The sequence below is a fragment of the Pseudomonas sp. LF020 genome, from assembly GCF_053456425.1.
Genome location: NZ_JBRFIX010000011.1, coordinates 35,725 through 58,973, shown reverse-complemented (window position 1 = coordinate 58,973; position 23,249 = coordinate 35,725). Strand labels below are relative to the sequence as shown.

Genomic DNA, 23,249 nt, shown 5'->3' with positions numbered 1-23,249 from the left:
CCATTCAGTATCTCTGAGTAGTGAGTTGTCAGATTAGTTCAGATTTTTTTCAAAAAGCTTTGGAATAACCGCAAGCGCGTTTCGAAATAAGCGCTTTTCGGGCGTTTGCCGCGACAGTGTGTCACGGCAAACGCCCGTTCCAGACGCCTCAGTGCGCCTCATCCCAGTTGTTGCCGACGCCGACTTCCACCAGCAACGGCACGTCCAGTTTCGCCGCTTCGCTCATGTGCAGGCGGATTTCCTGACTCACCTGATCGACCAGATCCTCACGAACCTCCAGCACCAGTTCGTCGTGCACCTGCAGGATGACTTTGGCATCCAGCCCCGAAGACGCCAGCCAGTTATCCACTGCCACCATGGCTTTCTTGATGATATCGGCGGCGGTGCCTTGCATCGGCGCGTTGATCGCCGTGCGTTCGGCGGCAGCGCGTTCCTGCGGCTTGTTCGAGTTGATTTCCGGCAGGTACAGGCGACGACCGAAGAAGGTTTCCACATAACCTTGATCCGCAGCCTGTTTGCGGGTGCGCTCCATGTAGTCGCGCACACCCGGGTAGCGGGCAAAGTAGGTGTCGATGTAAGCCTTGGCAGTCTTGGTATCGACGCCGATGTCCTTGCCGAGCTTCTGCGCGCCCATGCCGTAGATCAGGCCGAAGTTGATCGCCTTGGCGCCACGGCGCTGGTCGGAGGTCACTTCATTGAGCTCGACCTTGAACACTTCAGCGGCGGTCGCGGTGTGCACGTCCAGATTGTTGCGGAAGGCGTTCATCAGGCCTTCGTCTTTGGACAGGTGCGCCATGATCCGCAGTTCGATCTGCGAATAGTCCGCCGCCAGCAGTTTGTAGCCCTTTGGCGCGACGAACGCCTGACGGATACGCCGGCCTTCAGCGGTACGCACCGGGATGTTCTGCAGGTTCGGATCGCTGGAAGACAAACGCCCGGTGGACGCCACGGCCTGGTGGTACGAGGTGTGGATACGCCCGGTTCGCGGGTTGATCTGCTCCGGCAGGCGATCGGTGTAGGTGCTTTTCAGCTTGCTCATGGAACGGTGTTCCATCAGCACTTTCGGCAAACGGTGATCATCCTCAGCCAGTTTCGCCAGGACTTCCTCGGCGGTCGATGGTTGGCCCTTGGCGGTTTTCTTCAGCACCGGCAGGCCGAGCTTTTCGTAGAGGATCACGCCCAGCTGCTTGGGCGAGCCGAGGTTGAATTCTTCGCCGGCGATTTCAAACGCTTCGCGCTCCAGCGCGACCATCTTGTTGCCCAGCTCGATGCTCTGGATGCCGAGCAGCTCAGCGTCGACAAACGCGCCTTGGCGTTCGATGCGCGCCAGCACCGGCACCAGCGGAATCTCGATGTCGGTCAGGACGCTGGCCAGGCTCGGGATCGCGCTGAGTTTGTCGAACAGGGTCTGGTGCAGGCGCAGGGTAATGTCGGCGTCTTCGGCGGCGTACGGGCCGGCCTGCTCCAGGGCGATCTGGTCGAAGGTCAGCTGCTTGGCGCCTTTGCCGGCGATGTCCTGGAAGCTCACGGTGGTGTGATCCAGGTACTTCTGCGCGAGGCTGTCCATGTCGTGGCGGGTGGCGGTAGAGTTGAGCACGTAGGACTCAAGCATGGTGTCGAAGGCGATCCCGCGCACGTTGATGCCCTGGCTCTGATCGCCGCCGATGGCGCAGTTGGCCAGAATGTTCATGTCGAACTTGGCGTGCTGGCCGACCTTGAGTTTGTTCGGGTCTTCCAGGATCGGCTTGAGCGCGCGCAGCACGGTGTCGCGATCCAGCTGCTCGGGCACACCGATGTAGGAGTGGGTCAGCGGAATGTACGCCGCTTCGTTGGCCTGCACTGCGAACGACAGGCCGACCAGTTGCGCCTGTTGCGCGTCGATGCCGGTGGTTTCGGTGTCGAAGGCGAACAGCTTGGCGTCGTTCAGTTTCTCCAGCCAGGCGTCGAAACGCGTCTGGTCGAGAATGGTTTCGTAGGCGGCTTCAGCGGGGGCGGCAGGCGCTTCGTCCGCTGGTGCGCTGAACAGATCGCCAGCCGGCGCAGGCTCGGCGGCTGCGCTCAGTTCCTGGCGCTTGGCGTCGCGATCCAGATCATTCAGCCAGCTCTTGAATTCCAGCAGGGTGTAGAGCTCGTAGAGCTTGGCCGGGTCTTCCGCGCCCATTTGCAGGTCGTCGAGGCCGATGTCCAGCGGCACGTCGACCTTGATCGTTGCCAGTTGATAGGAGAGGAAGGCCATCTCCTTGTGCTCTTCGAGCTTGGCCGGCAGGGTTTTGGCCCCGCGGATCGGCAGCGTCGGCACGATGTCGAGATTCGCGTAAAGCTCGGTGAGGCCGCCGTTGACGCCAACCAGCAAACCGGAAGCGGTCTTGGGACCGATGCCGGGAACGCCTGGGATGTTGTCGGAAGAATCGCCCATCAGGGCTAGATAATCGATGATCTGCTCGGGAGCGACGCCGAATTTCTCCTTCACGCCCTCCACGTCCATCGAGCTACCGGACATGGTGTTGACCAAGGTAATGTGACCGTCGACCAGTTGCGCCATGTCCTTGTCACCGGTGGAGATGATCACTGGCCGATCCGCTGCTGCGCTGCTGCGGGCCAGCGTGCCGATCACGTCGTCAGCCTCGACGCCGTCCACGCACAGCAGCGGGAAGCCGAGGGCGATCACGCTCTGGTGCAGTGGCTCGATCTGCACGCGCATGTCGTCGGGCATGCTTGGACGGTTGGCCTTGTATTCGGCGTACATCTCATCGCGAAACGTCCCGCCCTTGGCGTCGAAGACCACGGCGAACGGGCTGTCCGGGTACTGCTTGCGCAGACTCTTGAGCATGTTCAGCACACCTTTGACCGCGCCGGTCGGCAGGCCTTTGGAGGTGGTCAGCGGTGGCAGTGCATGGAAAGCGCGGTACAGGTAAGACGAACCGTCCACCAGGACGAGGGGGGCTTGGCTCATGAGCAGAATCAACCTTTTCGGCGGGCCCGGCGCTAGAATAGCGGGACCGTTGACGACAAAGGGACAAGGTTATCATGCGTACGTTAAATCGCTTGCTGCTGGTCGGTTTGATTGCTGCCTCACCATTGGCCGCGATGGCGGCGGATGATGCGCCGTCAAAGGAGCCGGAAGTTACCATCAACACGCACACCGAAGGCGACAAGGTCATTCAGGAATACAGCCGCAGCGGCTTCGTCTATGCGATCAAGGTCACGCCGAAGGGTGGCAAACCGTATTTTCTGGTGCGTGCCGATGGTTCGGACGTGAACTACATCCGTTCCGACCAGCCGGATATGCTGATTCCGTCGTGGGAAATCTTTACCTGGAAGTAAGATTCCCGACTTTTAATCGGCGCCGCTCGACAGCGGCGCCCGAACTGAGCAGTTTTTAACCATGTCTGTGTTCACCCCCCTGGCTCGGCCCGAGCTGGAAACCTTTCTCGCCCCTTACGGGCTCGGCCGTCTGCTTGATTTCCAGGGGATCGCCGCCGGCAGCGAAAACACCAATTTCTTCATCAGCCTGGAGCAGGGCGAATTCGTCCTGACCCTGGTCGAGCGCGGCCCTGTGCAGGAAATGCCGTTCTTCATCGACCTGCTCGACGTGCTGCACGAGGCGGATCTGCCGGTGCCTTACGCGCTGCGCACCACCGACGGCGTGGCCCTGCGTGAACTGAAGGGGAAACCGGCGCTGCTGCAACCGCGTCTGTCCGGCAAACACATCAAAGTTGCCAATGCCCAGCATTGTGCGCAGGTCGGCGAACTGCAGGCGCATCTGCACCTGGCGACCCAGGGCGAGCGCATGATCAAGCGCAAGACCGATCGCGGTCTGGACTGGATGCTGGAGGAGGGCACCGAGTTTCTCTCGCATCTGGCGGACGAGCCGCGTGCGCTGCTGCACAAGGCGCTGGAGGAAATCACGGCGCAGAAAGACAGAATCCTCGCGCTGCCACGGGCCAACATTCATGCGGATCTGTTCCGCGATAACGCGATGTTCGAAGGCACGCACCTGACCGGGTTGATCGACTTCTACAACGCCTGCTCGGGGCCGATGCTCTATGACGTGGCGATTGCGTTGAACGATTGGTGTTCGGACGAGGAAGGCTTGATTGACGGGCCGCGTGCCCGCGCTTTCCTCGGTGCCTATGCGGCGCTGCGTCCGTTCACTGCCGCCGAAGCGGAGCTATGGCCGACCGTGCTGCGCGTGGCCTGTGTGCGGTTCTGGCTGTCGCGGTTGATTGCCGCCGAGCAGTTTGCCGGGCAGGACGTGCTGATTCACGATCCGAAGGAATTCGAGCAGCGCTTGGCGCAGCGGCAGCAGGTCAGCACCCCTCTGCCGTTCGCGCTTTAATTTGTGGCGAGCGAGCTTGCTCGCGCTGGGCTGCGAAGCGGCCCCAAAATTCTGGCAGTCAGCCTGATTTTTGTGAGTGCTGTGCACTCAAGCGGGAGCAAGCTTCCTCGCCATAGGTTTTGCGCTGTTACAACGATTCCAGGCACCCGGCCAGATCGTTGCCCAGTTTCTCCAGCACCTGCTCATACCCCTGAGCCGTCGCCGGCGTATATCCGCCCAGCGCATCCAGTTCCGCCAGCTTCACCGGCAGGCCAGCCACCAGGGTTTCCGCCAGGCGTGGACGCAGCGGCGGTTCGCTGAACACACAGGTCTTGCCCACTTCCTGCAGGCGCTTGCGCATCGCAGCCACATGCTGCGCACCCGGCTGCACTTCGGCGGCCACGCTGAACACGCCAGTGTGTTTCAGGCCGTAAGCGTCCTCGAAGTAATCGAAGGCTTCGTGGAACACGAAGTAGGGTTTGCCTTCAATGCCGGCCAGACGCTTCTTCAAGCGCGCGTCCAGCGCATCGAGACGCTCGTCGAAGGCCTTGGCGTTGCTCTGATAGCGTTCGGCGTTGGCTGGGTCGGCAGCGCTGAGGTCGGCCGCCATCTTGTCGGCAATAACCCGCGCATTGACCGGCGATAGCCACAAATGGGCATCAAGGGTGCCCGGGCGGTGATCGTGATCATGCTCGTCGGCGTCTTCGGCGTGGGAGTGGCTGTCTTCGGCAAAGCGGCGCAACTTCATGCCCGGCAGGTCCTGCACGGCGACGCTCGGCAACGTACGACCGTTCAACACGCGCGGCAGGAAACCTTCCATGTCCGGGCCGATCCAGTACAGCAGGTCCACCGATTGCACCTTGCGCACGTCGGATGGGCGCAGCGCGTAGTTGTGCGGCGACGCGCCCGGCGGCAGCAGCACTTCCGGGATGGCTACACCGTCCTGCACGGCCGCGGCAATCAACTGCAGCGGTTTGATGCTGGTGAGAACCTTGACCTCGGCCTGAGCCGAACCGATCAGCAGAAAACTGGCGACAAAAGCCACAAAAACAGAAAAAAGTCGGGACACGATGACCACTCAAGGAGGCGAGAACGGGTAACATAATAACGTCTCTATCAAAACTCGTCGCCGCCCATGCCTATTACACCGATTGCCAGCCGTCCCCACGACCACTCTCATTGCGTGCACAGCGCACTGACCGAGGCCGATACCTTGTGCGCCCAGAAAGGCCTGCGCCTGACTGCGCTGCGCCGGCGGGTGCTGGAACTGGTGTGGCAGAGCCACAAGCCGCTGGGCGCCTACGACATTCTCGCGGTACTGAGCGAGCAGGACGGCCGCCGTGCCGCGCCGCCGACCGTGTACCGCGCGCTGGATTTCCTTCTGGAAAACGGCCTGGTGCACCGCATTTCCTCGCTCAACGCCTTCGTCGGTTGCGTGCATCCCGAGCATGCGCATCAGGGCCAGTTCCTGATCTGCCGCGACTGCCACGCCGCGATCGAGCTGGAACAGAAAGCCATCAGCGACGCGATCATCCACAGCGCCAAAGATGTCGGTTTCATTGTTGAAGCGCAGACCGTCGAAGTGGTCGGCCTGTGCTCCGGTTGCCAGGGGGCTTGATGAGCAACCCGTTGATCCGTCTTCAGCAGGTCGCTGTCACCTTTGCCGGCCAGACCGTGCTGGACAACATCGAGCTGAGCGTCGAGTCGGGACAGATCGTCACCCTGATCGGCCCCAACGGCGCCGGCAAGACCACCCTGGTGCGCGCCGTGCTCGGGCTGTTGAAGCCGGACAGCGGCAGCGTCTGGCGCAAGCCGAAACTGCGCGTCGGCTACATGCCGCAAAAGCTGCACGTCGATCCGACCTTGCCGCTGTCGGTACTGCGCTTCCTGCGCCTGGTGCCCGGCGTCGACCGTCCGCGTGCATTGGCGGCGCTCAAGGAAGTCGGTGCCGAACACGTCATCGACAGCCCGGTGCAGAGTGTTTCCGGTGGCGAAATGCAGCGCGTGCTGCTGGCCCGTGCCTTGTTGCGCGAGCCGGAACTGCTGGTGCTGGATGAGCCGGTGCAAGGCGTCGATGTCGCCGGGCAAGCCGAGCTGTACAGCCTGATCACCCGCCTGCGTGACCGTCACGGCTGCGGCGTGCTGATGGTGTCCCACGATCTGCATCTGGTGATGAGCACCACCGATCAGGTGGTGTGCCTGAACCGTCACGTCTGCTGCTCCGGGCACCCCGAGCAGGTCAGCGGCGATCCGGCGTTCGTCGAGCTGTTCGGCAAGAATGCGCCGAGTCTGGCGATCTATCACCACCATCACGACCACGCCCACGACCTGCACGGTTCGGTGGTCAAGGCGCCCGGTGCGGGCCACACCCACGTTCACGGAGACCACTGCAAGCATGGCTGATTTTCTGTTGTATGCCCTGCTTGCAGGTCTGGCATTGGCGGTGGTCGCCGGGCCATTGGGTTCGTTCGTGGTCTGGCGGCGCATGGCCTACTTCGGCGACACCCTGTCCCACGCCGCGCTGCTCGGCGTGGCGCTGGGCTTTCTGCTGGATGTCAGCCCGACTGTTGCGGTGACTGTCGGCTGTCTGCTGCTTGCAGTGCTGCTGGTGACCTTGCAACAGCGCCAGCCGCTGGCCTCCGACACGCTGTTGGGGATTCTTGCACCGAGCACGCTCTCTCTCGGGCTGGTGGTACTAAGCTTCATGCATGAAGTGCGGATCGACCTGATGGCCTACCTGTTCGGCGACCTGCTGGCGATCAGCCCGACCGACCTGGCGTGGATCCTCGGCGGCAGCGCGGCAGTACTGGTGCTGCTGGTGACGCTGTGGCGGCCGCTGCTGGCGATCACCGTGCATGAGGAATTGGCGAGGGTCGAGGGCCTGCCGGTGGCGGGCCTGCGCATGGCGCTGATGCTGTTGATTGCAGTGGTGATCGCGGTGGCGATGAAGATCGTCGGTGTGTTGCTGATTACTTCGCTGCTGATCATCCCGGCGGCTGCGGCACAACGTCACGCCCGCTCCCCGGAGCAGATGGCGCTGGGCGCGAGCCTGCTGGGCATGCTCGCGGTGTGTGGCGGGCTGGCGCTGTCATGGTTCAAGGACACCCCGGCGGGGCCGTCGATCGTTGTGACGGCGGCCGCACTGTTTCTGCTGAGTTTTGTTCTGCCCCGTCGAGGGGTGTAGACTTGCTCGCTTTTTGCGCAATTAGAGAGTCGCAGGAATGAAGCCGTTCGCCTCCCGTTATCTGCTCCTTGTCGCATTTTCCGTGCTGCTGGGCGCCTGCCAAAGCACGCCGCCGGTGGCCGAAGCCCCCGACGCGCGGGCCACGGCCATCGCACAGCTGGAGCAAAGCCTGGCCAGCAGCGAACTGGCCACCGCCGAAGACCAATTGGCCGCGTTGCAGACCGAAACGCCCAACGATCAGTCCCTCGAGCAATACCAGCGTCAGTTGGCCGAAGCCTACCTGCGCCGCAGCCAGATCGTCTTGCAGAAAGGTGATGTGAACGCTGCTGCCACCGCGCTGAGCCGTGCCCGCGCCCTGATGCCCAAAGCCCCGGCGCTTACCGGTGGCGTCAACGGCGCCATCACCGAAGCCCGTAAAGCCGAGCTGGAGAAAGCCGAAGCCGCGCTGCTGGCAGCTGAAGCCAAGCCGAAAGCCAAGGTCATCGACCCGACGGCGGAAAGCACCACGGTTGCGCTGAACATCAACGATAGCCGCAAACTTCGCCGGCAACTGGATGCCATCGCCGCCGATGTGGTGAATTATGAGTGCGCTGTGAGCATTCAGGCGCCGCGCACCCAGGATTATCCATGGCTGGCGACGTTGCTGAGCAAGCGCGTGAAGAAATTGAATCCGGATTTCGAGCTGAAGATTGAAAAACAGATCCTGCGCACCGTGCCGGCGCAGATGGTTCTGATTCCAGCCAAACCCTAAAAGATCGCAGCCTCCGGCAGCTCCTACAGGTGCAAGTAATCCCTGTAGGAGCTGCCGAAGGCTGCGATCTTTTGCTTTAGGCTGGAATGGCCTTGGCCTTAGGTTCCCGCGCCCAGACCCGATGCTGTCCGATCGCGGCGAAGAACGGCTTGGTCAACCCCGGCACATCCTTGCCCTGCAGCAACCCGTCATCCGCCTCAAGCTTCAGCAGATCCTGCAATTGCTTGGCATCGCCGTGCAGTGCAATCGCCTTCAGGTGCTTGTACGCCTCCAACACGTAGTGCAGCGCCACGCCATCAGCGCTCAGCGCCTTGATCGACGCCGCGCCACCAGGCACGAAAACCGCATCGAAGATCACTGAAGGCATGCCTTCCATGGAGGCGTCCACCGGCAGGGCTTTACCGTCGGCGGTCTTCACAGGTGCCGAAGTAGGGCCGAGCAGCTTGGCGTGTGCACCTTCTGCCGCCAAGGCCTTCTTCATCGCATCAATAGCCGCACCATCGACGCCGTTAGCCGCAAGAATCGCCACTTTGCGAGTTTTGATGTTCTCTGGCAGCAGGTTGGCCTGACTCAGCGCCGGTGAATGATCGAACGAGGTTTTACGCACCTCGACCGTGCCTTTGCTCGGCGCCGGCAGGCCCAGGTTGGCTGCTACGCGTTTGGCCAGTTCCAGGTCGATGTTGGCGAGAATCTCGTTCACCTCACGGGCACGGATGAACTCACGTTCCACCTTGCCCAGCTCGAAGCTGTAGGCAGCGATGATGTGCTCCTTCTCGTGCGGGCTCATGCTGTTGAAGAACAGCCGTGCCTGGGAGAAGTGGTCACTGAACGACTCGCTGCGCTGGCGGATCTTGTTCGCATCGATGCGTTCCGGGTAGCTCTCGAAGCCGCCATCTTTAGCCGCCGGCGGGGTTTCCTTCGGCCAGCCGCCATCGATCGAGTTTGGTTCATAAGACGCGCGACCCTTGTCGATCACCGTGCGGTGCTGGGCATCGCGCTGACCGTTGTGGAACGGCGCCACCGGGCGGTTGATCGGCAGCTCATGAAAGTTCGGCCCACCGAGTCGGCTGATTTGCGTATCGGTGTAGGAAAACAGCCGGCCTTGCAGCAGCGGATCGTTGGAAAAGTCGATCCCCGGCACGATGTGGCCCGGGCAGAACGCGACCTGCTCGGTCTCGGCGAAGAAGTTGTCGGGGTTGCGGTTCAGGGTCATTTTGCCCAGCGGGGTGATCGGCACGATCTCTTCGGGGATCAGCTTGGTCGGGTCGAGGATGTCGAAATCGAAGTCGTGCTCGTTTTCTTCCTCGATGATCTGAACGCCCAGTTCCCATTCCGGGTAGTCGCCCATTTCAATGGCTTCCCAGAGGTCGCGACGATGGTAGTCGGTGTCTTTACCGGCGAGCTTCTGCGCCTCGTCCCACACCAGCGAGCAAGTGCCGGCGGTGGGGCGCCAGTGGAATTTGACGAAGCGCGATTTGCCCTCGGCATTGACCAGGCGGAAAGTGTGCACGCCAAAGCCCTGCATGCTGCGCAGGCTTTTCGGGATTGCCCGGTCGGACATCGCCCAGATCACCATGTGCGCCGATTCCGGTACCAGCGAGACGAAGTCCCAGAAGGTGTCGTGGGCCGAGCCGCCAGTGGGGATTTCGTTGTGCGGCTCGGGTTTCACCGCATGGACGAAGTCGGGGAACTTGATCGCGTCCTGGATGAAGAACACCGGCATGTTGTTGCCGACCAGGTCGAAGTTGCCTTCGTCGGTGAAGAATTTCACCGCGAAACCGCGCACGTCACGCACGGTATCGCCGGAACCGCGCGGCCCCTGCACCGTGGAAAAACGCACGAACACTGGCGTCTTTTTCCCCGGGTCTTGCAGGAAACCGGCCTTGGTCAGCGCCGAATGGTTCTCGTAGGCCTGGAAGAAACCATGCGCGCCGGTGCCGCGCGCATGCACGATGCGCTCCGGAATGCGCTCATGGTCAAAGTGCGTGATTTTCTCACGCATGATGAAGTCTTCCAGCAACGACGGCCCACGCGCGCCGACCTTGAGGGTGTTCTGGTTATCGGCGACCTTCACCCCTTGATTGGTGCGCAGGGCCTGGCCGGTAGCGTCGGAGCGGAATGTCTCCAGGCTATCGAGTTTGGCGTTGGTGTTGGCGCGATCCTTGGTATCGGTTCCGGCCAGTTGGCTTTTGTCGGTCGTAGGTTTCTTGCTGCTCATCAGACGTAAACTCCTCGGTTGACCCCTTTTTACGGGGACTCTTGAGCGTTTCCGGGCACGGTTACCCAGGGTTTCAAGTCGCTTATCTAGTGACCAATGAGCAGGAACGGGCGTTCCTTTTTTATGACCTTTGATCTTGTTATTGCCAAATCGAAGGTTAATTGCGAAATAAATGCTAAGAACCTCTATACGGACAGGCTAAAATGCGCGCCCGGCTAACCGCTGATCCTTTTCTAACGCGCCCCACAAGGTTCGCTACGTGATCGAGTTTCAAAACGTCCACAAAACTTACCGCGTCGCCGGTAAGGACATCCCCGCCCTGCACCCGACCAGTCTTTCGATTGAAAACGGTCAGGTCTTCGGCCTGATCGGCCATTCCGGTGCGGGAAAAAGTACCCTGCTGCGTCTGATCAATCGCCTGGAAGATTCCAGCGGCGGCAAGATCATCGTCGACGGCGAAGAAGTCACCGCGCTGGACGCCAACGGCCTGCGTCGTTTCCGCCAGCAGGTCGGGATGATCTTCCAGCACTTCAACCTGCTCGCCTCCAAGACCGTGGCCGACAACGTCGCGCTGCCGCTGACCCTGGCCGGCGAACTGTCGAGCAGCGAGATCAATCAGCGCGTGGCCGAGCTGCTGGCGCGGGTCGGTCTGTCCGATCACGCAAAAAAGTACCCGGCACAATTGTCCGGCGGCCAGAAACAGCGCGTCGGCATCGCCCGCGCCCTGGCGACCAAGCCGAAGATCCTGCTGTGCGACGAGGCCACCAGCGCCCTCGACCCGCAGACCACTGCCTCGGTCCTGCAACTGCTGGCCGAGATCAACCGTGAACTGAAGCTGACCATCGTCCTGATTACCCACGAGATGGACGTGATCCGTCGCGTCTGCGACCAAGTAGCAGTGATGGACGCCGGGGTGATCGTCGAGCAAGGCTCGGTGGCCGATGTGTTCCTGCATCCGCAGCACCCGACCACCAAGCGTTTCGTCCAGGAAAGCGAGCAGATCGACGAAAGCGAACAGCGCGACGACTTCGCTCACGTGCCGGGTCGCATTGTGCGTCTGACCTTCCAGGGGGAAGCGACCTACGCGCCGTTGCTCGGTACCGTGGCCCGGGAAACCGGGGTCGACTACAGCATCCTTGCCGGTCGCATCGACCGCATCAAAGACATTCCTTACGGGCAGTTGACCCTCGCCGTCACCGGTGGCGACATGGAAGCGGCGTTCGCCCGCTTCACCGCCGCTGACGTTCACATGGAGGTGCTGCGTTAATGGAAATGCTCAAGGCTTTCTTCGAAAACATCGATTGGCTGGAAATCTGGCTGGCCACCGGTGACACCATGCTGATGCTTGGCGGTTCGCTGCTGTTCACCGTGCTGCTCGGCCTGCCGCTGGGCGTGCTGCTGTTTCTCTGCAGCCCGCGCCAGTTGCTGGAAAACCGCGGCCTGTACGCAATCATGTCGCTGGCGGTGAACATCCTGCGCTCGCTGCCGTTCATCATTCTGTTGATCGTGATGATCCCGTTCACCGTGCTGATCACCGGCACCTCGCTGGGCGTGGCCGGTGCGATTCCGCCGCTGGTGGTGGGTGCGACGCCGTTCTTTGCGCGTCTGGTGGAAACCGCCCTGCGTGAAGTCGATCGCGGCATCATCGAAGCCACCCAGTCGATGGGCGCGACCACCCGGCAGATCATCATGAATGCCTTGCTGCCGGAAGCCCGTCCGGGCATCTTCGCGGCGATTACGGTGACGGCGATTACGCTTGTGTCCTACACGGCGATGGCCGGTGTGGTCGGCGCCGGTGGTCTGGGTGACCTGGCGATCCGCTTCGGCTACCAGCGTTTCCAGACTGACGTGATGATCGTCACCGTGGTATTGCTGCTGATTCTGGTGCAAGTGCTGCAAATGGTGGGCGACCGTCTGGTCGTGCATTTCTCGCGCAAATAACCGGTTTTTGTAATCAAGAGATGAGCCGGCCATTCGCTGGCAGGCGCCACACGGGCGCCTCATAAGGAGTTAGCTGAATGAAAAAACTGATCGCTGCTTTCGCTGCCGTAGCCGCTTTTTCGGCCCACGCTGAAACCCTGACTGTCGCCGCCACTCCGGTGCCGCACGCGGAAATCCTCGAGTTCGTGAAGCCGGCCCTGGCCAAAGAAGGCGTGGATCTGAAGGTCAAGGTCTTCACCGACTACATTCAGCCGAACGTGCAGGTGGCTGAAAAGCGCCTGGACGCCAACTTCTTCCAGCACCAGCCGTACCTCGATGAGTTCAACAAGGCCAAGGGCACCAGCCTGGTGGCGGTGACCGGCGTGCATCTGGAGCCACTGGGCGCCTACTCGAACAAGATCAAGGATCTGAAGGGCCTGCCAAGCGGCGCCAACGTGGTGATCCCGAACGACGCCACCAACGGCGGCCGCGCGCTGTTGCTGTTGGCCAAGGCCGGCCTGATCACCTTGAAGGATCCGACCAACATCCTGTCGACCCCGAAGGACATCGCCGAGAACCCGAAAGACCTGAAAATCCGTGAACTGGAAGCCGCGACCATCCCGCGCGTGCTGACCCAGGTCGATCTGGCGCTGATCAACACCAACTACGCGCTGGAAGCCAAGCTCGATCCGTCCAAGGACGCGCTGGTGATCGAAGGCAATGACTCGCCGTACGTGAACATCCTGGTGTCCCGTGCGGACAACAAGGACAGCGACGCGATGCAGAAACTGGCGGCTGCGCTGCACAGCCCGGAAGTGAAGAAATTCATCACCGAGAAGTACAAAGGCGCGGTATTGCCGGCGTTCTGATACAGATAGCTGCAATGAAAAGGGGGACGCCAATGGCGTCCCCTTTTTTTGTGGCCGAGTGTTCGGTTTTGGACCTGCTGTGTATTCGCCCCTCACCCCAGCCCTCTCCCGGAGGGAGAGGGCGCCGACCGAGGTGTCTTGCGTTGTAAATCGACCTGAAAGATTGGGTCGATTATGGATTCGGCAAAGGACTTACAGGTCGGCGTATTTCGTCAGCATCCCTCGGTCAGTCCCCTCTCCCTCCGGGAGAGGGTTAGGGTGAGGGGTGGCTTTTGATCTTGGCTATTTACGGTTGAGCATTACTGGCAGCTGCGCCACCAGTTTGGCGTTGTTCAGCGGCGCACGGATGAAGCCGCGTTGCGTGCCGTCCGGGCCGATCACCGCCAGGTTGCCACTGTGATCCACCGTGTAATTCGGCTTGCTGGTATCGGCCGGTATGAACGGAATACTCACCGCATTCGCGACTTTCTGCAGTTCTTCGATCGACTTCGGCGTCAGGCCCACGAACTGCGGATCGAAGTAGCCCAGGTACTGTTTCAACTGCTGCGGGTTGTCGCGGTTCGGGTCGACGCTGACCAGCACGATCTGCAGTTTATCCACAGCATCCTTGGGCAACTCGCTCTTGATCTGGCGCAGCTGGGCGAGGGTGGTCGGGCAGATGTCCGGGCAGAAGGTGTAGCCGAAGAACAGCAGGCTCCATTTGCCTTTCAACTCGTCGATGGCGACCGGTTGGCCGTCCTGATTGGTCATGGTCACACCCGGCAACGTGCGGCTCTGCGGCAGCAGGATGATGCCGGCGTCGATCAGCGCGGTGGGATCGCCCTGGCCCTTGCCACTCAATACTTTGTTGACGGTCAGTCCCAGGATCAGCGCGATCACGGCGACGAGGATGAAAACGGTTTTCTGGGTTCGAGTCATAGGTTCAACAGTAAGTAGTGGTCTACGAGCAGGGCGATGAACAACAGGAACAAGTAATAAATAGAGTACTTGAAGGTGTTGATCGCCGCGTGCGGCCGAGTGCCACGGTACAGCACCACGGCCCATTGCAGAAACCTTGCGCCCAGCGCGAGGGCGCAGATCAGGTAGAGCACGCCGCTCATGTGAATCACGTATGGCAGCAGGCTCACCGCGAGCAGGGCGCAGGTGTACAGCAGAATGTGCACCTTGGTGTAGTGCTCGCCGTGGGTCACCGGCAGCATCGGGATGTCGGCCTTGGCGTATTCCTCCTTGCGATGAATCGCCAGCGCCCAGAAGTGCGGCGGGGTCCAGGCGAAAATGATCAGCACCAGCAGCAACGGTTCGGCGCTGACATGGCCGGTGGCGGCGGTCCAGCCGAGCAGCGGTGGCGCCGCGCCGGCGAGGCCACCGATGACGATGTTCTGCGGCGTCGCGCGTTTGAGGAAACCGGTGTAGATCACCGCGTAACCCAGCAGCGAAGCCAGTGTCAGCCATGCCGTCAGCGGATTGGTGAAGGTCAGCAGCAAAGCCTGACCGAGCAGCGCCAGCACCAGCGCAAAGGTCAGCGCCGCTGCCGGTGAAACCCGGCCCTCGGCCAATGGCCGTTTGTGGGTGCGCGCCATCACCGCATCGATGCGCCGGTCCACCACATGGTTGACCGCCGCCGCGCCGCCGGCACACAACGCAATCCCCAGATTGCCGAACACCAGCACCGTCCACGGCACCCCGGCGCGGGTCGCGAGGAACATGCCGACCAGCGAGGTGATGAGCATCAGCACCACCACTTTCGGCTTGGTCAGCTCCAGATAGTCACGCCACAGCGCTTGCGCAGGGCGTTCGCTGATCAGAAGCGCCATGGCGTTTCTCCTTTTATCGTGATAGGCGCAGCCGAATGTTTACGCGGGCTCAGACGCCAGCGCGCCAACATCGGCTGTTTGACCCGAACCAGGCTGGTGCGCGCGTGATAATTGACCAGCACCATGGTCAGCAGCAGCGCGGCGCCACCGGCGTTGTGCGCCACGGCCACCGGCAGCGGCAGATGGAACAACACGTTGCTGATGCCGAGGGTGATTTGTGCGGCGAGGGCGATGACGACTAGCCCGGCCAAACGTGTCATGCCGACAGCCCTGAGTTGCCAGGCCAGACCGAGCAACACCAGCGTCACCAGCAGCGCGCCAATGCGGTGAGTCAGGTGAATTGCCGTGCGCGCATCGCTGTCGAGCTGACCGCCGAGATAATTGGGGCCGATGTGTTGGGTCAGGTGAAAGCCGTTGGCAAAGTCCGCCGGTGGTAGCCATTGACCGTGGCAGGTCGGGAAGTCGATGCAGGCCACTGCCGCGTAGTTGGAACTGACCCAGCCGCCGAGGGCAATCTGGCCGATCACCAGCAACAGCCCTGCCGTCGCCCAGTACTGCAAGCGCTTGGGCACGGTCAGCGCCGGCAGCACGCCGGACAGGCGCAAGGTCAGCAGAAACAGCAGACTCAATGTCGCAAAGCCGCCGAGCAGATGCCCGGTGACCACTTGCGGCCAGAGCTTGAGCGTCACCGTCCACATGCCGAACGCCGCTTGGGCGAACACCACCGCCAGCAGAAACAGTGGCAGTTTCAGCGGCTGCCCCGGATGGCGACGATTGACCCAGGCGCGCCCGGCCAGAATCGCAATCAGCAGGCCGAGAGTGCCGGCGAAGTAGCGGTGGATCATCTCGTTCCAGCCCTTGTGCGCCACCACCGGCGAGTCGGGGTAATGCAGTTCGGCATGGGCCAGTTGGGCTTCGCTTTTCGGCACGCTGATAAACCCGTAGCAGCCCGGCCAGTCCGGACAGCCGAGGCCGGCATGGGTCAGGCGGGTGTAGGCGCCGAGCAGCACGACGATCAGTGCCAGCAGGGTGGCAAACAACGCGAGGCGAAATCCAGGTTTGGCCATGACGATGCCCTTATCCGATGTTCGACAGTTTCAGCAGGTGACGCAGATCGTTGAGCAGATCCTTGCCCTTCACGCTCGGGTCGTAGCGCAGCACCAGGTTGCCGTGGGGGTCGATGATCCACAGTTGCGGTGTGGCCTTGTCGCCGGTGGCCTTGCTCAACGCTGCGCTGTCCAGCGGGTAGCGTTGCAGCTGCGGATATTCGCGGGTCAGCTTGGCCTCGTAGTCGGCGCTCAACGGTTGCGCGGCGGCGAGGGCGTGGCTGGCGCGACCGGCGTCGCGACCGAGGCCGATCTGGATCTGGCGGGCGAGGTACACCAGTTGCTGACAGTCCACCGCGCAATCCTTCGGCGCGGTCACCAGCATCTGCCAGCGCTGTTCATCGGCTTGCACGCCGAGGTCGGCGCGGGTCTGGCCGTTGCCGATCAGTTCGCCGTGGTAGCTGCGACCTTCCGGCACCCAGAACTGCAATTTGTACATGCCGGTGGCGAGGATCATCGGGCCGACCACGCCGAGCACAATCAGCAACAGCTGGATCCGCCCGCGACGGCGGGTGGCCGGGATTTTTGCCTCAGACATGCTGGGTGGATTCATGGCCGTTCCCATGGGTTTTCTCCTTTGCGTTGTGCAAGCCCAAATAGATGTAGAGGCCGAGCAGGGCGGTGGCCATGGCGAACCACTGCACGGCGTAACCGAGGTGTTTTTCCGGTCCCATGGCCACGACCGGCCAGTCGACCTCGTAGCTGGCAGGGCCGGGTTCGGCGCGCAGTTCGTAGGCGAAGCCGTCGCGTTCGAGGGTTTTCCACAGCTTGGCCGGCTCGACCGCGGTAATGGTTTGCGGCCAGGTGCTGCTGGCCGGGTCGGCGTGCAACTGGAAGGTTGCGCCGGGGGCGACATAGACCCAGGCGTCCAGGTTGACCGCGTCGGCGGGGGTGGAAAATTTTGGCGTTACCCGGCGATCCGGCCATGGCAGCCAGCCGCGATTGACCAGCAGCCACTGGCCGGTGGCCCGATCCTGAAACGGTTGCAGCAACTCGATGCCGACCTTGCCGTTGCGCTGGCGGTTGTCGAGCAGCAGGCTGTGCGCGGCATCGAACTGGCCGTACAGATGCACGCGGCGAAAGGCCGGGTCGGCGCTGTGCAGCAACTCGCTGCTGGCCATCGGCTCGGCGGCGCGGCGTTCGGCGTAACTGGCGAGCAGGGCGGTTTTCTCCGCGCCCCGGCCCAATTGCCAGAAACCCAGCGACACCAGCAGCGGCAGCAACAGCGCCACCACCACGGTCGGTATCACGCCCGGCCGAAAGCGCTTCATGGCCGCGCCACAAAGGCAGTCGTCGCGCTCGCTATACTCAACTGCATCGCCTGTCCCCCGGAGTTCTTCCCATGCTCAAGGCAGCCATTGTCGTGCTGCTGATTGCCACGGTGATCAGCCTGTTCAGCGGCCTGTTTTTCCTGGTCAAGGACGACAGCAGTTCCAATCGCCTGGTGATCGCCTTGAGTGTTCGGGTGGCACTGGCCGCTGCCACCGTCGGCTTGATTGCCTGGGGCTTCTACAGCGGCCAACTGGTGTCGCACGCGCCTTGGTGATCAGTGCTCAGAGCACATAAACGAAGATGAACAGGCCGATCCACACCACATCAACGAAGTGCCAGTACCAGCTCGCCGCCTCGAAGCCGAACTGATGCTCGGCATCGAAATGCCCCTTCATGATGCGCATCAGCATCACGAACAGAATGATCGTGCCGATGGTCACGTGGGCGCCGTGGAAACCGGTGAGCATGAAGAACGTCGCGCCGTAGATGCCCGAACCCAGAGTCAGCCCCAGTTCGTGGTAGGCGTGCATGTATTCCTCGGCCTGCAAGGCGAGGAAGCCGCAGCCCAACAGAACGGTGATCGCCAGCCAGATTTTCAGTGCGCCGCGATGGCCCTTTTTCAAGGCATGGTGGGCGATGGTGATGGTCACGCTGGAGCTGACCAGCAGAATCGTGTTGATCAGCGGCAGGCCCCACGGGCTGATGACTTCCTTGGGCGGCGGGAACAGTTTCGGGTCCGGGGTGTGCAGCAGGGGCCAAGTGAACTGGAAGTTCGGCCAGAGCATGTGGGCGATGCCTTTCGGACCTTCACCACCCAGAGCGGGCCCCGAGACGTGGCGCACATAAAACAGCGCTCCGAAGAAGGCGACAAAGAACATCACCTCGGAAAAGATGAACCAGCTCATGCCCCAGCGGAACGAGCGATCGAGCTGCGGGCTGTACAGCCCGGCGCGACTCTCCTTGATCACCGCACCGAACCAGCCGAACAGCATGTACGCCAGCAACAGCCCGCCGACGAAAAAGATGTACGGGCCGTGGGATTCCGGACGCGCTGCCTTCAGATCGTTGAACCAGGTCGCCAGGCCGTACACGGTGATGACCATGCCGAAGGTGGCGATGATCGGCCATTTACTCTGGGCCGGGACGTAATAGTGCTCATGAGTTGCCATTTATTGTTCTCCTTATCGGGCACGCTTAACCGCCAGTGTTTGCAGCCACCGGAGGATGTCGGGCGGTGATATCGAACAGCGTGTAGGACAGCGTCAGGTGCTTCACGTCCTTGGGCATGTCGCGGTCAACGATGAAACGCACCGGCATCTCGATCTGCTGACCCGGCTGCAGCACCTGCTGGGTAAAGCAAAAACATTCGGTCTTGTGGAAATACGCCGCCGCTTCGCTGGGCGCGATACTCGGCACGGCCTGGGCGCTCATCGGTTTGTCGGTGGGATTGCGGGCGATGAAGATCATCTCGTTGACCGCGCCGGGGTTGGCAGTCAGCTCGTCGTGCTTGGGGTAAAACTCCCACGGCATGTCGATGTTGTTGGTCGAGAGAAACTGCACGCGCACTTGCCGTGAGCTGTCCACCACCTGCTCGCCCTCGTACTGCCCGGCAGTTTTGCCATTGATGCCGAAGGCCTTGCACATCACGTCGTAGATCGGCACCAGGGCAAAGCCGAAGACAAACATGGCGACCACGACCCCGAGCAGGCGGGTGACCAGTTTTTTCAGCGAGATCGAGTCAGCCATGAGTCATGCCTCCCTCGAAGGTGCGAGTGAGCCTTTGTGGCGAGGGAGCTTGCTCCCGCTGGGTTGCGCAGCAGCCCCAAAGATTTTTTGGGCGCTGCGCGCCCAAGCGGGAGCAAGCTCCCTCGCCACAGGGGTCGCGTTAACAGAGGAGCGTTTCATTTCACTTCCGGCGGCGTGGTGAAGGTGTGATACGGCGCCGGCGACGGCACGCTCCACTCCAGGCCTTCGGCACCATCCCACGGTTTGGCCGGGGCTGGCGGGCCGCCGCGAATGGTCTTGATCACGATGAACAGGAAGAAGATTTGCGTGGCGCCGAACATGAACGCGCCGATCGACGAGACCATGTTGAAATCGGCGAACTGCAGGTTGTAGTCCGGGATCCGCCGCGGCATCCCCGCCAGCCCCACAAAGTGCATCGGGAAGAAGGTCAGGTTCATGCCGACGAACGACAGCCAGAAGTGCAGCTTGCCGAGGGTTTCGTCGTACATGTGCCCGGTCCACTTCGGCAGCCAGTAATAGGCCGAGGCGAAGATCCCGAAGATCGCCCCCGGCACCAGCACGTAGTGGAAGTGCGCGACCACGAAGTAGGTGTCCTGGTACTGGAAGTCCGCCGGGGCGATGGCCAGCATCAGCCCGGAAAAGCCGCCGATCGAGAACAGGATCACGAACGCCACGGCAAACAGCATCGGCGTCTCGAAGGTCAGCGAGCCTTGCCACATGGTGCTGGCCCAGTTGAACACTTTCACGCCGGTCGGCACGGCGATGAGCATGGTTGCGTACATGAAGAACAGCTCGCCCACCAGCGGGATGCCGACCACGAACATGTGGTGCGCCCAGACGATGAATGACAGGAACGCGATGCTCGCCGTCGCATAGACCATCGAGGTGTAGCCGAACAGCGGCTTGCGCGAGAAGGTCGGGATGATCTGGCTGACGGCGCCGAAGGCCGGCAGGATCATGATGTACACCTCGGGGTGGCCGAAGAACCAAAACACGTGCTGGAACAGCACCGGGTCACCGCCACCGGCGGCGCTGAAGAAACTGGTGCCGAAGTGGATGTCCATCAGCATCATCGTCACGCACCCGGCCAGCACAGGCATCACCGCGATCAGCAGGAACGCGGTGATCAGCCAGGTCCAGACGAACAGCGGCATTTTCATCAGGGTCATGCCGGGGGCACGCAGGTTGAGGATGGTGGCGATCACGTTGATCGCGCCCATGATCGAACTGATCCCCATCAGGTGGATGGCAAAGATGAAGTAGGTGACGCTTTCCGGCGCGTAGGTGGTGGACAGCGGCGCATAGAACGTCCAGCCGAAGTTCGGCCCGCCACCGGCGGTGAACAGGGTCGAGACCAGCAGCAGGAATGCCGCCGGCAACAGCCAGAAGCTGAAGTTGTTCATCCGTGGCAGGGCCATGTCCGGCGCGCCGATCATCAGCGGGATCATCCAGTTGGCGAGGCCGACGAACGCCGGCATCACCGCGCCGAAGACCATCACCAGGCCGTGCATGGTGGTCATCTGGTTGAAGAATGCCGGTTCGACGATCTGCAGCCCGGGCTGGAACAGCTCGGCGCGGATCACCATGGCGAACGTGCCGCCGAGCAGGAACATGCAGAACGCAAACCACAGGTACAGCGTGCCGATGTCCTTGTGGTTGGTGGTCAGCACCCAGCGCATCAGGCCTTTGGCGGGGCCGTGGGCGTGGTCGGCATGACCGTGGTCATCGATTACAGCGCTCATGGCCGGTCTCCTTTACGTGAGTGGACGGGGCTGGCCGGGGCGCGGTGCCCCGGCCGGTTCACGAAATACGCGATGGACCGGCTCATTTGCTTTCCGCCTGTTTGAGCTCCAGCACTTCTTTTGGCGTGACCATGTCGCCCTTGTTGTTGCCCCAGGCGTTACGTTCGTAGGTCACGACCGCTGCGATATCGACTTCCGACAACTGCTTGCCGAACGCCGCCATCGCAGTGCCGGGCTTGCCGAAGTACACGCGGTGCAAGTGGTCGGCCTTGGGTCCGGTGGCAATCGGCGAGCCTTTGAGCGCCGGGAACATCGGCGGCAGGCCCTGGCCTTCAGCCTGGTGACAGGCCACGCAGGTGGTGTGATAGATCTTGTCGCCGCGCTCCTTGAGTTCGTCGAGGGTCCATTCCTTGCTGGTCAGCTCCTTGAGCTGCGCGGCTTCGGCTTTGCGGTCGGCGAGCCACTTGTCGTAGTCGGCCTTCTCCTTGACGTCGACCACGATCGGCATGAAGCCGTGATCCTTGCCGCACAGTTCGGCGCACTGGCCACGGTAGAGACCGGGCTTGTCGATGCGGGTCCAGGCTTCGTTGACGAATCCCGGAATTGCATCGCGCTTGACCGCGAAGGCCGGTACCCACCATGAGTGAATGACGTCGGCGGAGGTGACGAGGAAGCGCACCTTGGCGCCGACCGGCAGCACCAGCGGCTTGTCGACTTCGAGCAGGTAGTGCTCGCCCTTGGCTTCCTTGTTGTGGATCTGTTCGGCGGGGGTGGCCAGGTTGCTGAAGAATTCGACGTCCTGACCCAGGTATTTGTAGTGCCACTTCCACTGATAACCGGTGATCTGGATATCGATATCCGGCTCACTGGTGTCGTACATGCGGATCAGGGTGGCGGTCGCCGGAACGGCCATCGCCACCAGAATCAGCAGCGGCACGACGGTCCAGAGAATTTCGACGGTGGTGCTTTCGTGGAATTTTGCGGCGACCTGCCCGGTCGAGCGGCGATGCACGATCATCGACCAGAACATGGCGCCGAAGACGATGATCCCGATCACCACACAGATCCAGAAAATGGTCATGTGCAGGTCGAATACTGCGTGACTGATTTCAGTCGCTCCAGGCGCCATATTCACAGTCCAGGCCGCATGGGCCGGGCTGAAAATCGACCACAACAGGAGGCCCATCCAGACGTGTGGATGTCGCATCATTGCGGGTTCCCCTTATCGTTCTTGTTATCCCGTAGGCGCAACGCCTTCGGCAAGGGAGCGGCTGCATCAGACTACGAACTTGAATTGCCGGGCCTTGCTGCGTGGGCAGTCGGGCGTCATCAGCTAACTCCATTCAATGGCGAGTATAGACAGCCATCGGGAATTGCAATGTCGACGCGTAAATCATCTGAAACAGCCGGGGCTTGCGCTCAAGGGTGCGAATGGAGAAGGATGCAGACGAGTGGCGGCAAACTGATATAACGCAGGTGTATCAAGGATGAAATAATTATGACAAATGCGTCTTAGCATTTTTCGTAAGCCAGCTAAGTTATGTCTTCCCTATTTCATTGCCTTGTTTCCTGGAGTTTTCATGAACACCGCCGCATTGCGCGAGCAGATCCAAAAAGCCCGACAAACCGAAAACGAAACCGGACGGCTCAAGCGTCAGCTGGAAGCCAAACTGCCTCATCTGCATTCGGCGATCCAGTTGCCAGACGCCAACCGCGAAGAAGCGTTGACCAGTTTCGTCACCGCCTACATCGATGAAGTACCAGACATGCTGGACGCAGCCAATGAAGTTGCCAGGGAAGCGGGAATCGAGTCGCAGATCAAACCGGTGCTGAAAATCGCCGAGCAATACTTTCTCCAGCCGCCGGTCGGTCTGGACAGCCTGCTCGACGAAGCTTATCTGGCGCACCGCTTTGTCGAAGAGGTCAACGACCTGTACATCAAGCACCTCGGCCAGCCACTGATCCCCTTGGACATGACGGTCGCCAATCTGATTGCTCACCAATTGCTCGGTGAGGAGTTTGCCAATCAACTGGACGAAGTGGTGCATCACACCATCGACGAGATGCTCGACGACGAGAGTTTTGCGCTGGAATCGGTAGAGGCCTACCGTGACAAACTGAGCAGCCCGGACACCGGTGCGGCGTGGAAACGCTGGCCGTGCATGGGCCGTCGCCTCGGCGTGGGCCTGGAGCTGGATCAGCCCGCCGCGTAATCCGCGTTCCACACAAATACCTGTGGGAGCTGGCTTGCCAGCGATAGCGGTGGATCAGTCGACATTTTCAGTGACTGAAAGACCGCCATCGCTGGC

The 23,249-nt window shown here is 61.5% G+C and carries 23 protein-coding genes; 11 read left to right on the top strand and 12 right to left on the bottom strand.

Translation table 11 applies throughout. The annotated features are described in order from the left end of the window. Positions 1–148: 148 nt before the first annotated feature. Entirely contained in the window at positions 149–2,953 is a 2,805-nt protein-coding gene (gene polA / locus ACU680_RS23225; protein ID WP_448180607.1) for a DNA polymerase I, read from the bottom strand. Between the two features lie 74 nt (positions 2,954–3,027). On the opposite strand from polA, the gene ACU680_RS23220 reads away from it, so the two are divergent. Next, positions 3,028–3,324, top strand: a complete 297-nt coding sequence (locus tag ACU680_RS23220; protein WP_007962757.1) for a DUF2782 domain-containing protein — start codon at positions 3,028–3,030, stop codon at positions 3,322–3,324. A 61-nt stretch (positions 3,325–3,385) separates the two neighbouring features. Continuing rightward, on the top strand, positions 3,386–4,339 hold the full coding sequence (locus ACU680_RS23215) for a homoserine kinase (protein WP_448180606.1): 954 nt from the start codon (positions 3,386–3,388) through the stop codon (positions 4,337–4,339). A 127-nt stretch (positions 4,340–4,466) separates the two neighbouring features. Here ACU680_RS23215 and ACU680_RS23210 read toward each other — a convergent pair whose 3' ends face one another. After that, on the bottom strand, positions 4,467–5,387 hold the full coding sequence (locus ACU680_RS23210; protein WP_025112307.1) for a zinc ABC transporter substrate-binding protein ZnuA: 921 nt from the start codon (positions 5,385–5,387) through the stop codon (positions 4,467–4,469). Positions 5,388–5,453: 66 nt separating this feature from the next. Between ACU680_RS23210 and ACU680_RS23205 the strand changes: the two genes are divergently transcribed. The 4 genes from ACU680_RS23205 to ACU680_RS23190 are packed head-to-tail and all read left to right on the top strand — an operon-like array spanning position 5,454 to position 8,253. Further along, entirely contained in the window at positions 5,454–5,936 is a 483-nt protein-coding gene (locus tag ACU680_RS23205) for a Fur family transcriptional regulator (RefSeq protein ID WP_096797318.1), read from the top strand. Next, positions 5,936–6,721 (top strand): zinc ABC transporter ATP-binding protein ZnuC, encoded by a 786-nt coding sequence (gene znuC / locus ACU680_RS23200; RefSeq protein WP_448180605.1) that lies wholly within the window; start codon positions 5,936–5,938, stop codon positions 6,719–6,721. The genes ACU680_RS23205 and znuC overlap by 1 nt, the downstream gene beginning before the upstream one ends. After that, positions 6,714–7,502, top strand: a complete 789-nt coding sequence (gene znuB, locus ACU680_RS23195) for a zinc ABC transporter permease subunit ZnuB (RefSeq protein ID WP_042556960.1) — start codon at positions 6,714–6,716, stop codon at positions 7,500–7,502. Before znuC ends, znuB begins: the two co-directional genes overlap by 8 nt. A 37-nt stretch (positions 7,503–7,539) precedes the next feature. Beyond that, positions 7,540–8,253 carry a PA5502 family lipoprotein gene (locus ACU680_RS23190; protein ID WP_007962765.1) on the top strand — a complete coding sequence of 238 codons (714 nt, stop codon included), beginning with the start codon at positions 7,540–7,542 and terminating at the stop codon, positions 8,251–8,253. A 76-nt stretch (positions 8,254–8,329) separates the two neighbouring features. On the opposite strand, the gene katE is transcribed toward ACU680_RS23190, so the two are convergent. After that, entirely contained in the window at positions 8,330–10,471 is a 2,142-nt protein-coding gene (gene katE / locus ACU680_RS23185) for a catalase HPII (protein WP_108591134.1), read from the bottom strand. Positions 10,472–10,730: 259 nt separating this feature from the next. Here katE and ACU680_RS23180 point away from each other — a divergent pair, with 259 nt between their 5' ends. The 3 genes from ACU680_RS23180 to ACU680_RS23170 all read left to right on the top strand — a co-directional run bounded on the left by ACU680_RS23180 (position 10,731) and on the right by ACU680_RS23170 (position 13,260). Continuing rightward, positions 10,731–11,738 carry a methionine ABC transporter ATP-binding protein gene (locus ACU680_RS23180; protein ID WP_027610230.1) on the top strand — a complete coding sequence of 336 codons (1,008 nt, stop codon included), beginning with the start codon at positions 10,731–10,733 and terminating at the stop codon, positions 11,736–11,738. Further along, entirely contained in the window at positions 11,738–12,412 is a 675-nt protein-coding gene (locus tag ACU680_RS23175) for a methionine ABC transporter permease (RefSeq protein ID WP_007962770.1), read from the top strand. Before ACU680_RS23180 ends, ACU680_RS23175 begins: the two co-directional genes overlap by 1 nt. 77 nt (positions 12,413–12,489) lie before the next feature. Continuing rightward, positions 12,490–13,260 carry a MetQ/NlpA family ABC transporter substrate-binding protein gene (locus tag ACU680_RS23170; protein ID WP_448180604.1) on the top strand — a complete coding sequence of 257 codons (771 nt, stop codon included), beginning with the start codon at positions 12,490–12,492 and terminating at the stop codon, positions 13,258–13,260. 282 nt (positions 13,261–13,542) lie between these two features. Here ACU680_RS23170 and ACU680_RS23165 read toward each other — a convergent pair whose 3' ends face one another. From ACU680_RS23165 to ACU680_RS23145, 5 genes are read right to left on the bottom strand one after another with little or no spacing between them, the layout of a single operon-like run. Further along, the gene (locus ACU680_RS23165) at positions 13,543–14,178 is read right to left on the bottom strand and encodes an SCO family protein (RefSeq protein ID WP_007962772.1); all 636 of its coding nucleotides are present in this window, start codon (positions 14,176–14,178) and stop codon (positions 13,543–13,545) included. Continuing rightward, the gene (gene cyoE, locus ACU680_RS23160) at positions 14,175–15,074 is read right to left on the bottom strand and encodes a heme o synthase (RefSeq protein ID WP_448180603.1); all 900 of its coding nucleotides are present in this window, start codon (positions 15,072–15,074) and stop codon (positions 14,175–14,177) included. Before cyoE ends, ACU680_RS23165 begins: the two co-directional genes overlap by 4 nt. Next, on the bottom strand, positions 15,062–16,141 hold the full coding sequence (locus ACU680_RS23155) for a COX15/CtaA family protein (RefSeq protein WP_448180602.1): 1,080 nt from the start codon (positions 16,139–16,141) through the stop codon (positions 15,062–15,064). The genes cyoE and ACU680_RS23155 overlap by 13 nt, the downstream gene beginning before the upstream one ends. A gap of 10 nt (positions 16,142–16,151) precedes the next feature. Beyond that, entirely contained in the window at positions 16,152–16,745 is a 594-nt protein-coding gene (locus ACU680_RS23150; RefSeq protein ID WP_367082282.1) for a PA_0111/PP_0108 family redox-active disulfide protein, read from the bottom strand. After that, complete coding sequence (locus tag ACU680_RS23145; RefSeq protein ID WP_448180601.1) at positions 16,711–17,451, bottom strand: SURF1 family protein; 741 nt, start codon at positions 17,449–17,451, stop codon at positions 16,711–16,713. The genes ACU680_RS23150 and ACU680_RS23145 overlap by 35 nt, the downstream gene beginning before the upstream one ends. Before the next feature lie 71 nt (positions 17,452–17,522). On the opposite strand from ACU680_RS23145, the gene ACU680_RS23140 reads away from it, so the two are divergent. Next, the gene (locus ACU680_RS23140; RefSeq protein WP_041073718.1) at positions 17,523–17,726 is read left to right on the top strand and encodes a twin transmembrane helix small protein; all 204 of its coding nucleotides are present in this window, start codon (positions 17,523–17,525) and stop codon (positions 17,724–17,726) included. A gap of 7 nt (positions 17,727–17,733) precedes the next feature. On the opposite strand, the gene ACU680_RS23135 is transcribed toward ACU680_RS23140, so the two are convergent. The 4 genes from ACU680_RS23135 to coxB form a co-directional block, all read right to left on the bottom strand. Next, entirely contained in the window at positions 17,734–18,621 is an 888-nt protein-coding gene (locus ACU680_RS23135; protein ID WP_007962783.1) for a cytochrome c oxidase subunit 3, read from the bottom strand. 25 nt (positions 18,622–18,646) lie between these two features. Beyond that, the gene (locus tag ACU680_RS23130; protein ID WP_007962784.1) at positions 18,647–19,198 is read right to left on the bottom strand and encodes a cytochrome c oxidase assembly protein; all 552 of its coding nucleotides are present in this window, start codon (positions 19,196–19,198) and stop codon (positions 18,647–18,649) included. 155 nt (positions 19,199–19,353) lie between these two features. Then, the gene (gene ctaD / locus ACU680_RS23125; protein ID WP_007962785.1) at positions 19,354–20,940 is read right to left on the bottom strand and encodes a cytochrome c oxidase subunit I; all 1,587 of its coding nucleotides are present in this window, start codon (positions 20,938–20,940) and stop codon (positions 19,354–19,356) included. 82 nt (positions 20,941–21,022) lie between these two features. Next, on the bottom strand, positions 21,023–22,150 hold the full coding sequence (coxB, locus tag ACU680_RS23120; RefSeq protein ID WP_007962788.1) for a cytochrome c oxidase subunit II: 1,128 nt from the start codon (positions 22,148–22,150) through the stop codon (positions 21,023–21,025). Positions 22,151–22,520: 370 nt separating this feature from the next. Here coxB and ACU680_RS23115 point away from each other — a divergent pair, with 370 nt between their 5' ends. Continuing rightward, complete coding sequence (locus tag ACU680_RS23115; RefSeq protein ID WP_007962790.1) at positions 22,521–23,153, top strand: hypothetical protein; 633 nt, start codon at positions 22,521–22,523, stop codon at positions 23,151–23,153. Positions 23,154–23,249 lie beyond the last annotated feature (96 nt).

Excerpts from the sequence above, each read along its gene's own strand:
- ACU680_RS23155 (WP_448180602.1), bottom strand. The coding sequence starts at position 16,141 with ATGGCCAAACCTGGATTTCGCCTCGCGTTGTTTGCCACCCTGCTGGCA.
- ACU680_RS23220 (WP_007962757.1), top strand. The coding sequence starts at position 3,028 with ATGCGTACGTTAAATCGCTTGCTGCTGGTCGGTTTGATTGCTGCCTCA.
- katE (WP_108591134.1), bottom strand. The coding sequence starts at position 10,471 with ATGAGCAGCAAGAAACCTACGACCGACAAAAGCCAACTGGCCGGAACC.
- coxB (WP_007962788.1), bottom strand. The coding sequence starts at position 22,150 with ATGATGCGACATCCACACGTCTGGATGGGCCTCCTGTTGTGGTCGATT.
- ACU680_RS23215 (WP_448180606.1), top strand. The coding sequence starts at position 3,386 with ATGTCTGTGTTCACCCCCCTGGCTCGGCCCGAGCTGGAAACCTTTCTC.
- ACU680_RS23205 (WP_096797318.1), top strand. The coding sequence starts at position 5,454 with ATGCCTATTACACCGATTGCCAGCCGTCCCCACGACCACTCTCATTGC.
- ACU680_RS23130 (WP_007962784.1), bottom strand. The coding sequence starts at position 19,198 with ATGGCTGACTCGATCTCGCTGAAAAAACTGGTCACCCGCCTGCTCGGG.
- znuB (WP_042556960.1), top strand. The coding sequence starts at position 6,714 with ATGGCTGATTTTCTGTTGTATGCCCTGCTTGCAGGTCTGGCATTGGCG.
- ACU680_RS23190 (WP_007962765.1), top strand. The coding sequence starts at position 7,540 with ATGAAGCCGTTCGCCTCCCGTTATCTGCTCCTTGTCGCATTTTCCGTG.
- ctaD (WP_007962785.1), bottom strand. The coding sequence starts at position 20,940 with ATGAGCGCTGTAATCGATGACCACGGTCATGCCGACCACGCCCACGGC.
- ACU680_RS23170 (WP_448180604.1), top strand. The coding sequence starts at position 12,490 with ATGAAAAAACTGATCGCTGCTTTCGCTGCCGTAGCCGCTTTTTCGGCC.
- ACU680_RS23175 (WP_007962770.1), top strand. The coding sequence starts at position 11,738 with ATGGAAATGCTCAAGGCTTTCTTCGAAAACATCGATTGGCTGGAAATC.
- cyoE (WP_448180603.1), bottom strand. The coding sequence starts at position 15,074 with ATGGCGCTTCTGATCAGCGAACGCCCTGCGCAAGCGCTGTGGCGTGAC.
- ACU680_RS23135 (WP_007962783.1), bottom strand. The coding sequence starts at position 18,621 with ATGGCAACTCATGAGCACTATTACGTCCCGGCCCAGAGTAAATGGCCG.
- ACU680_RS23145 (WP_448180601.1), bottom strand. The coding sequence starts at position 17,451 with ATGAAGCGCTTTCGGCCGGGCGTGATACCGACCGTGGTGGTGGCGCTG.
- ACU680_RS23165 (WP_007962772.1), bottom strand. The coding sequence starts at position 14,178 with ATGACTCGAACCCAGAAAACCGTTTTCATCCTCGTCGCCGTGATCGCG.
- ACU680_RS23115 (WP_007962790.1), top strand. The coding sequence starts at position 22,521 with ATGAACACCGCCGCATTGCGCGAGCAGATCCAAAAAGCCCGACAAACC.
- polA (WP_448180607.1), bottom strand. The coding sequence starts at position 2,953 with ATGAGCCAAGCCCCCCTCGTCCTGGTGGACGGTTCGTCTTACCTGTAC.
- znuC (WP_448180605.1), top strand. The coding sequence starts at position 5,936 with ATGAGCAACCCGTTGATCCGTCTTCAGCAGGTCGCTGTCACCTTTGCC.
- ACU680_RS23140 (WP_041073718.1), top strand. The coding sequence starts at position 17,523 with ATGCTCAAGGCAGCCATTGTCGTGCTGCTGATTGCCACGGTGATCAGC.
- ACU680_RS23150 (WP_367082282.1), bottom strand. The coding sequence starts at position 16,745 with ATGGGAACGGCCATGAATCCACCCAGCATGTCTGAGGCAAAAATCCCG.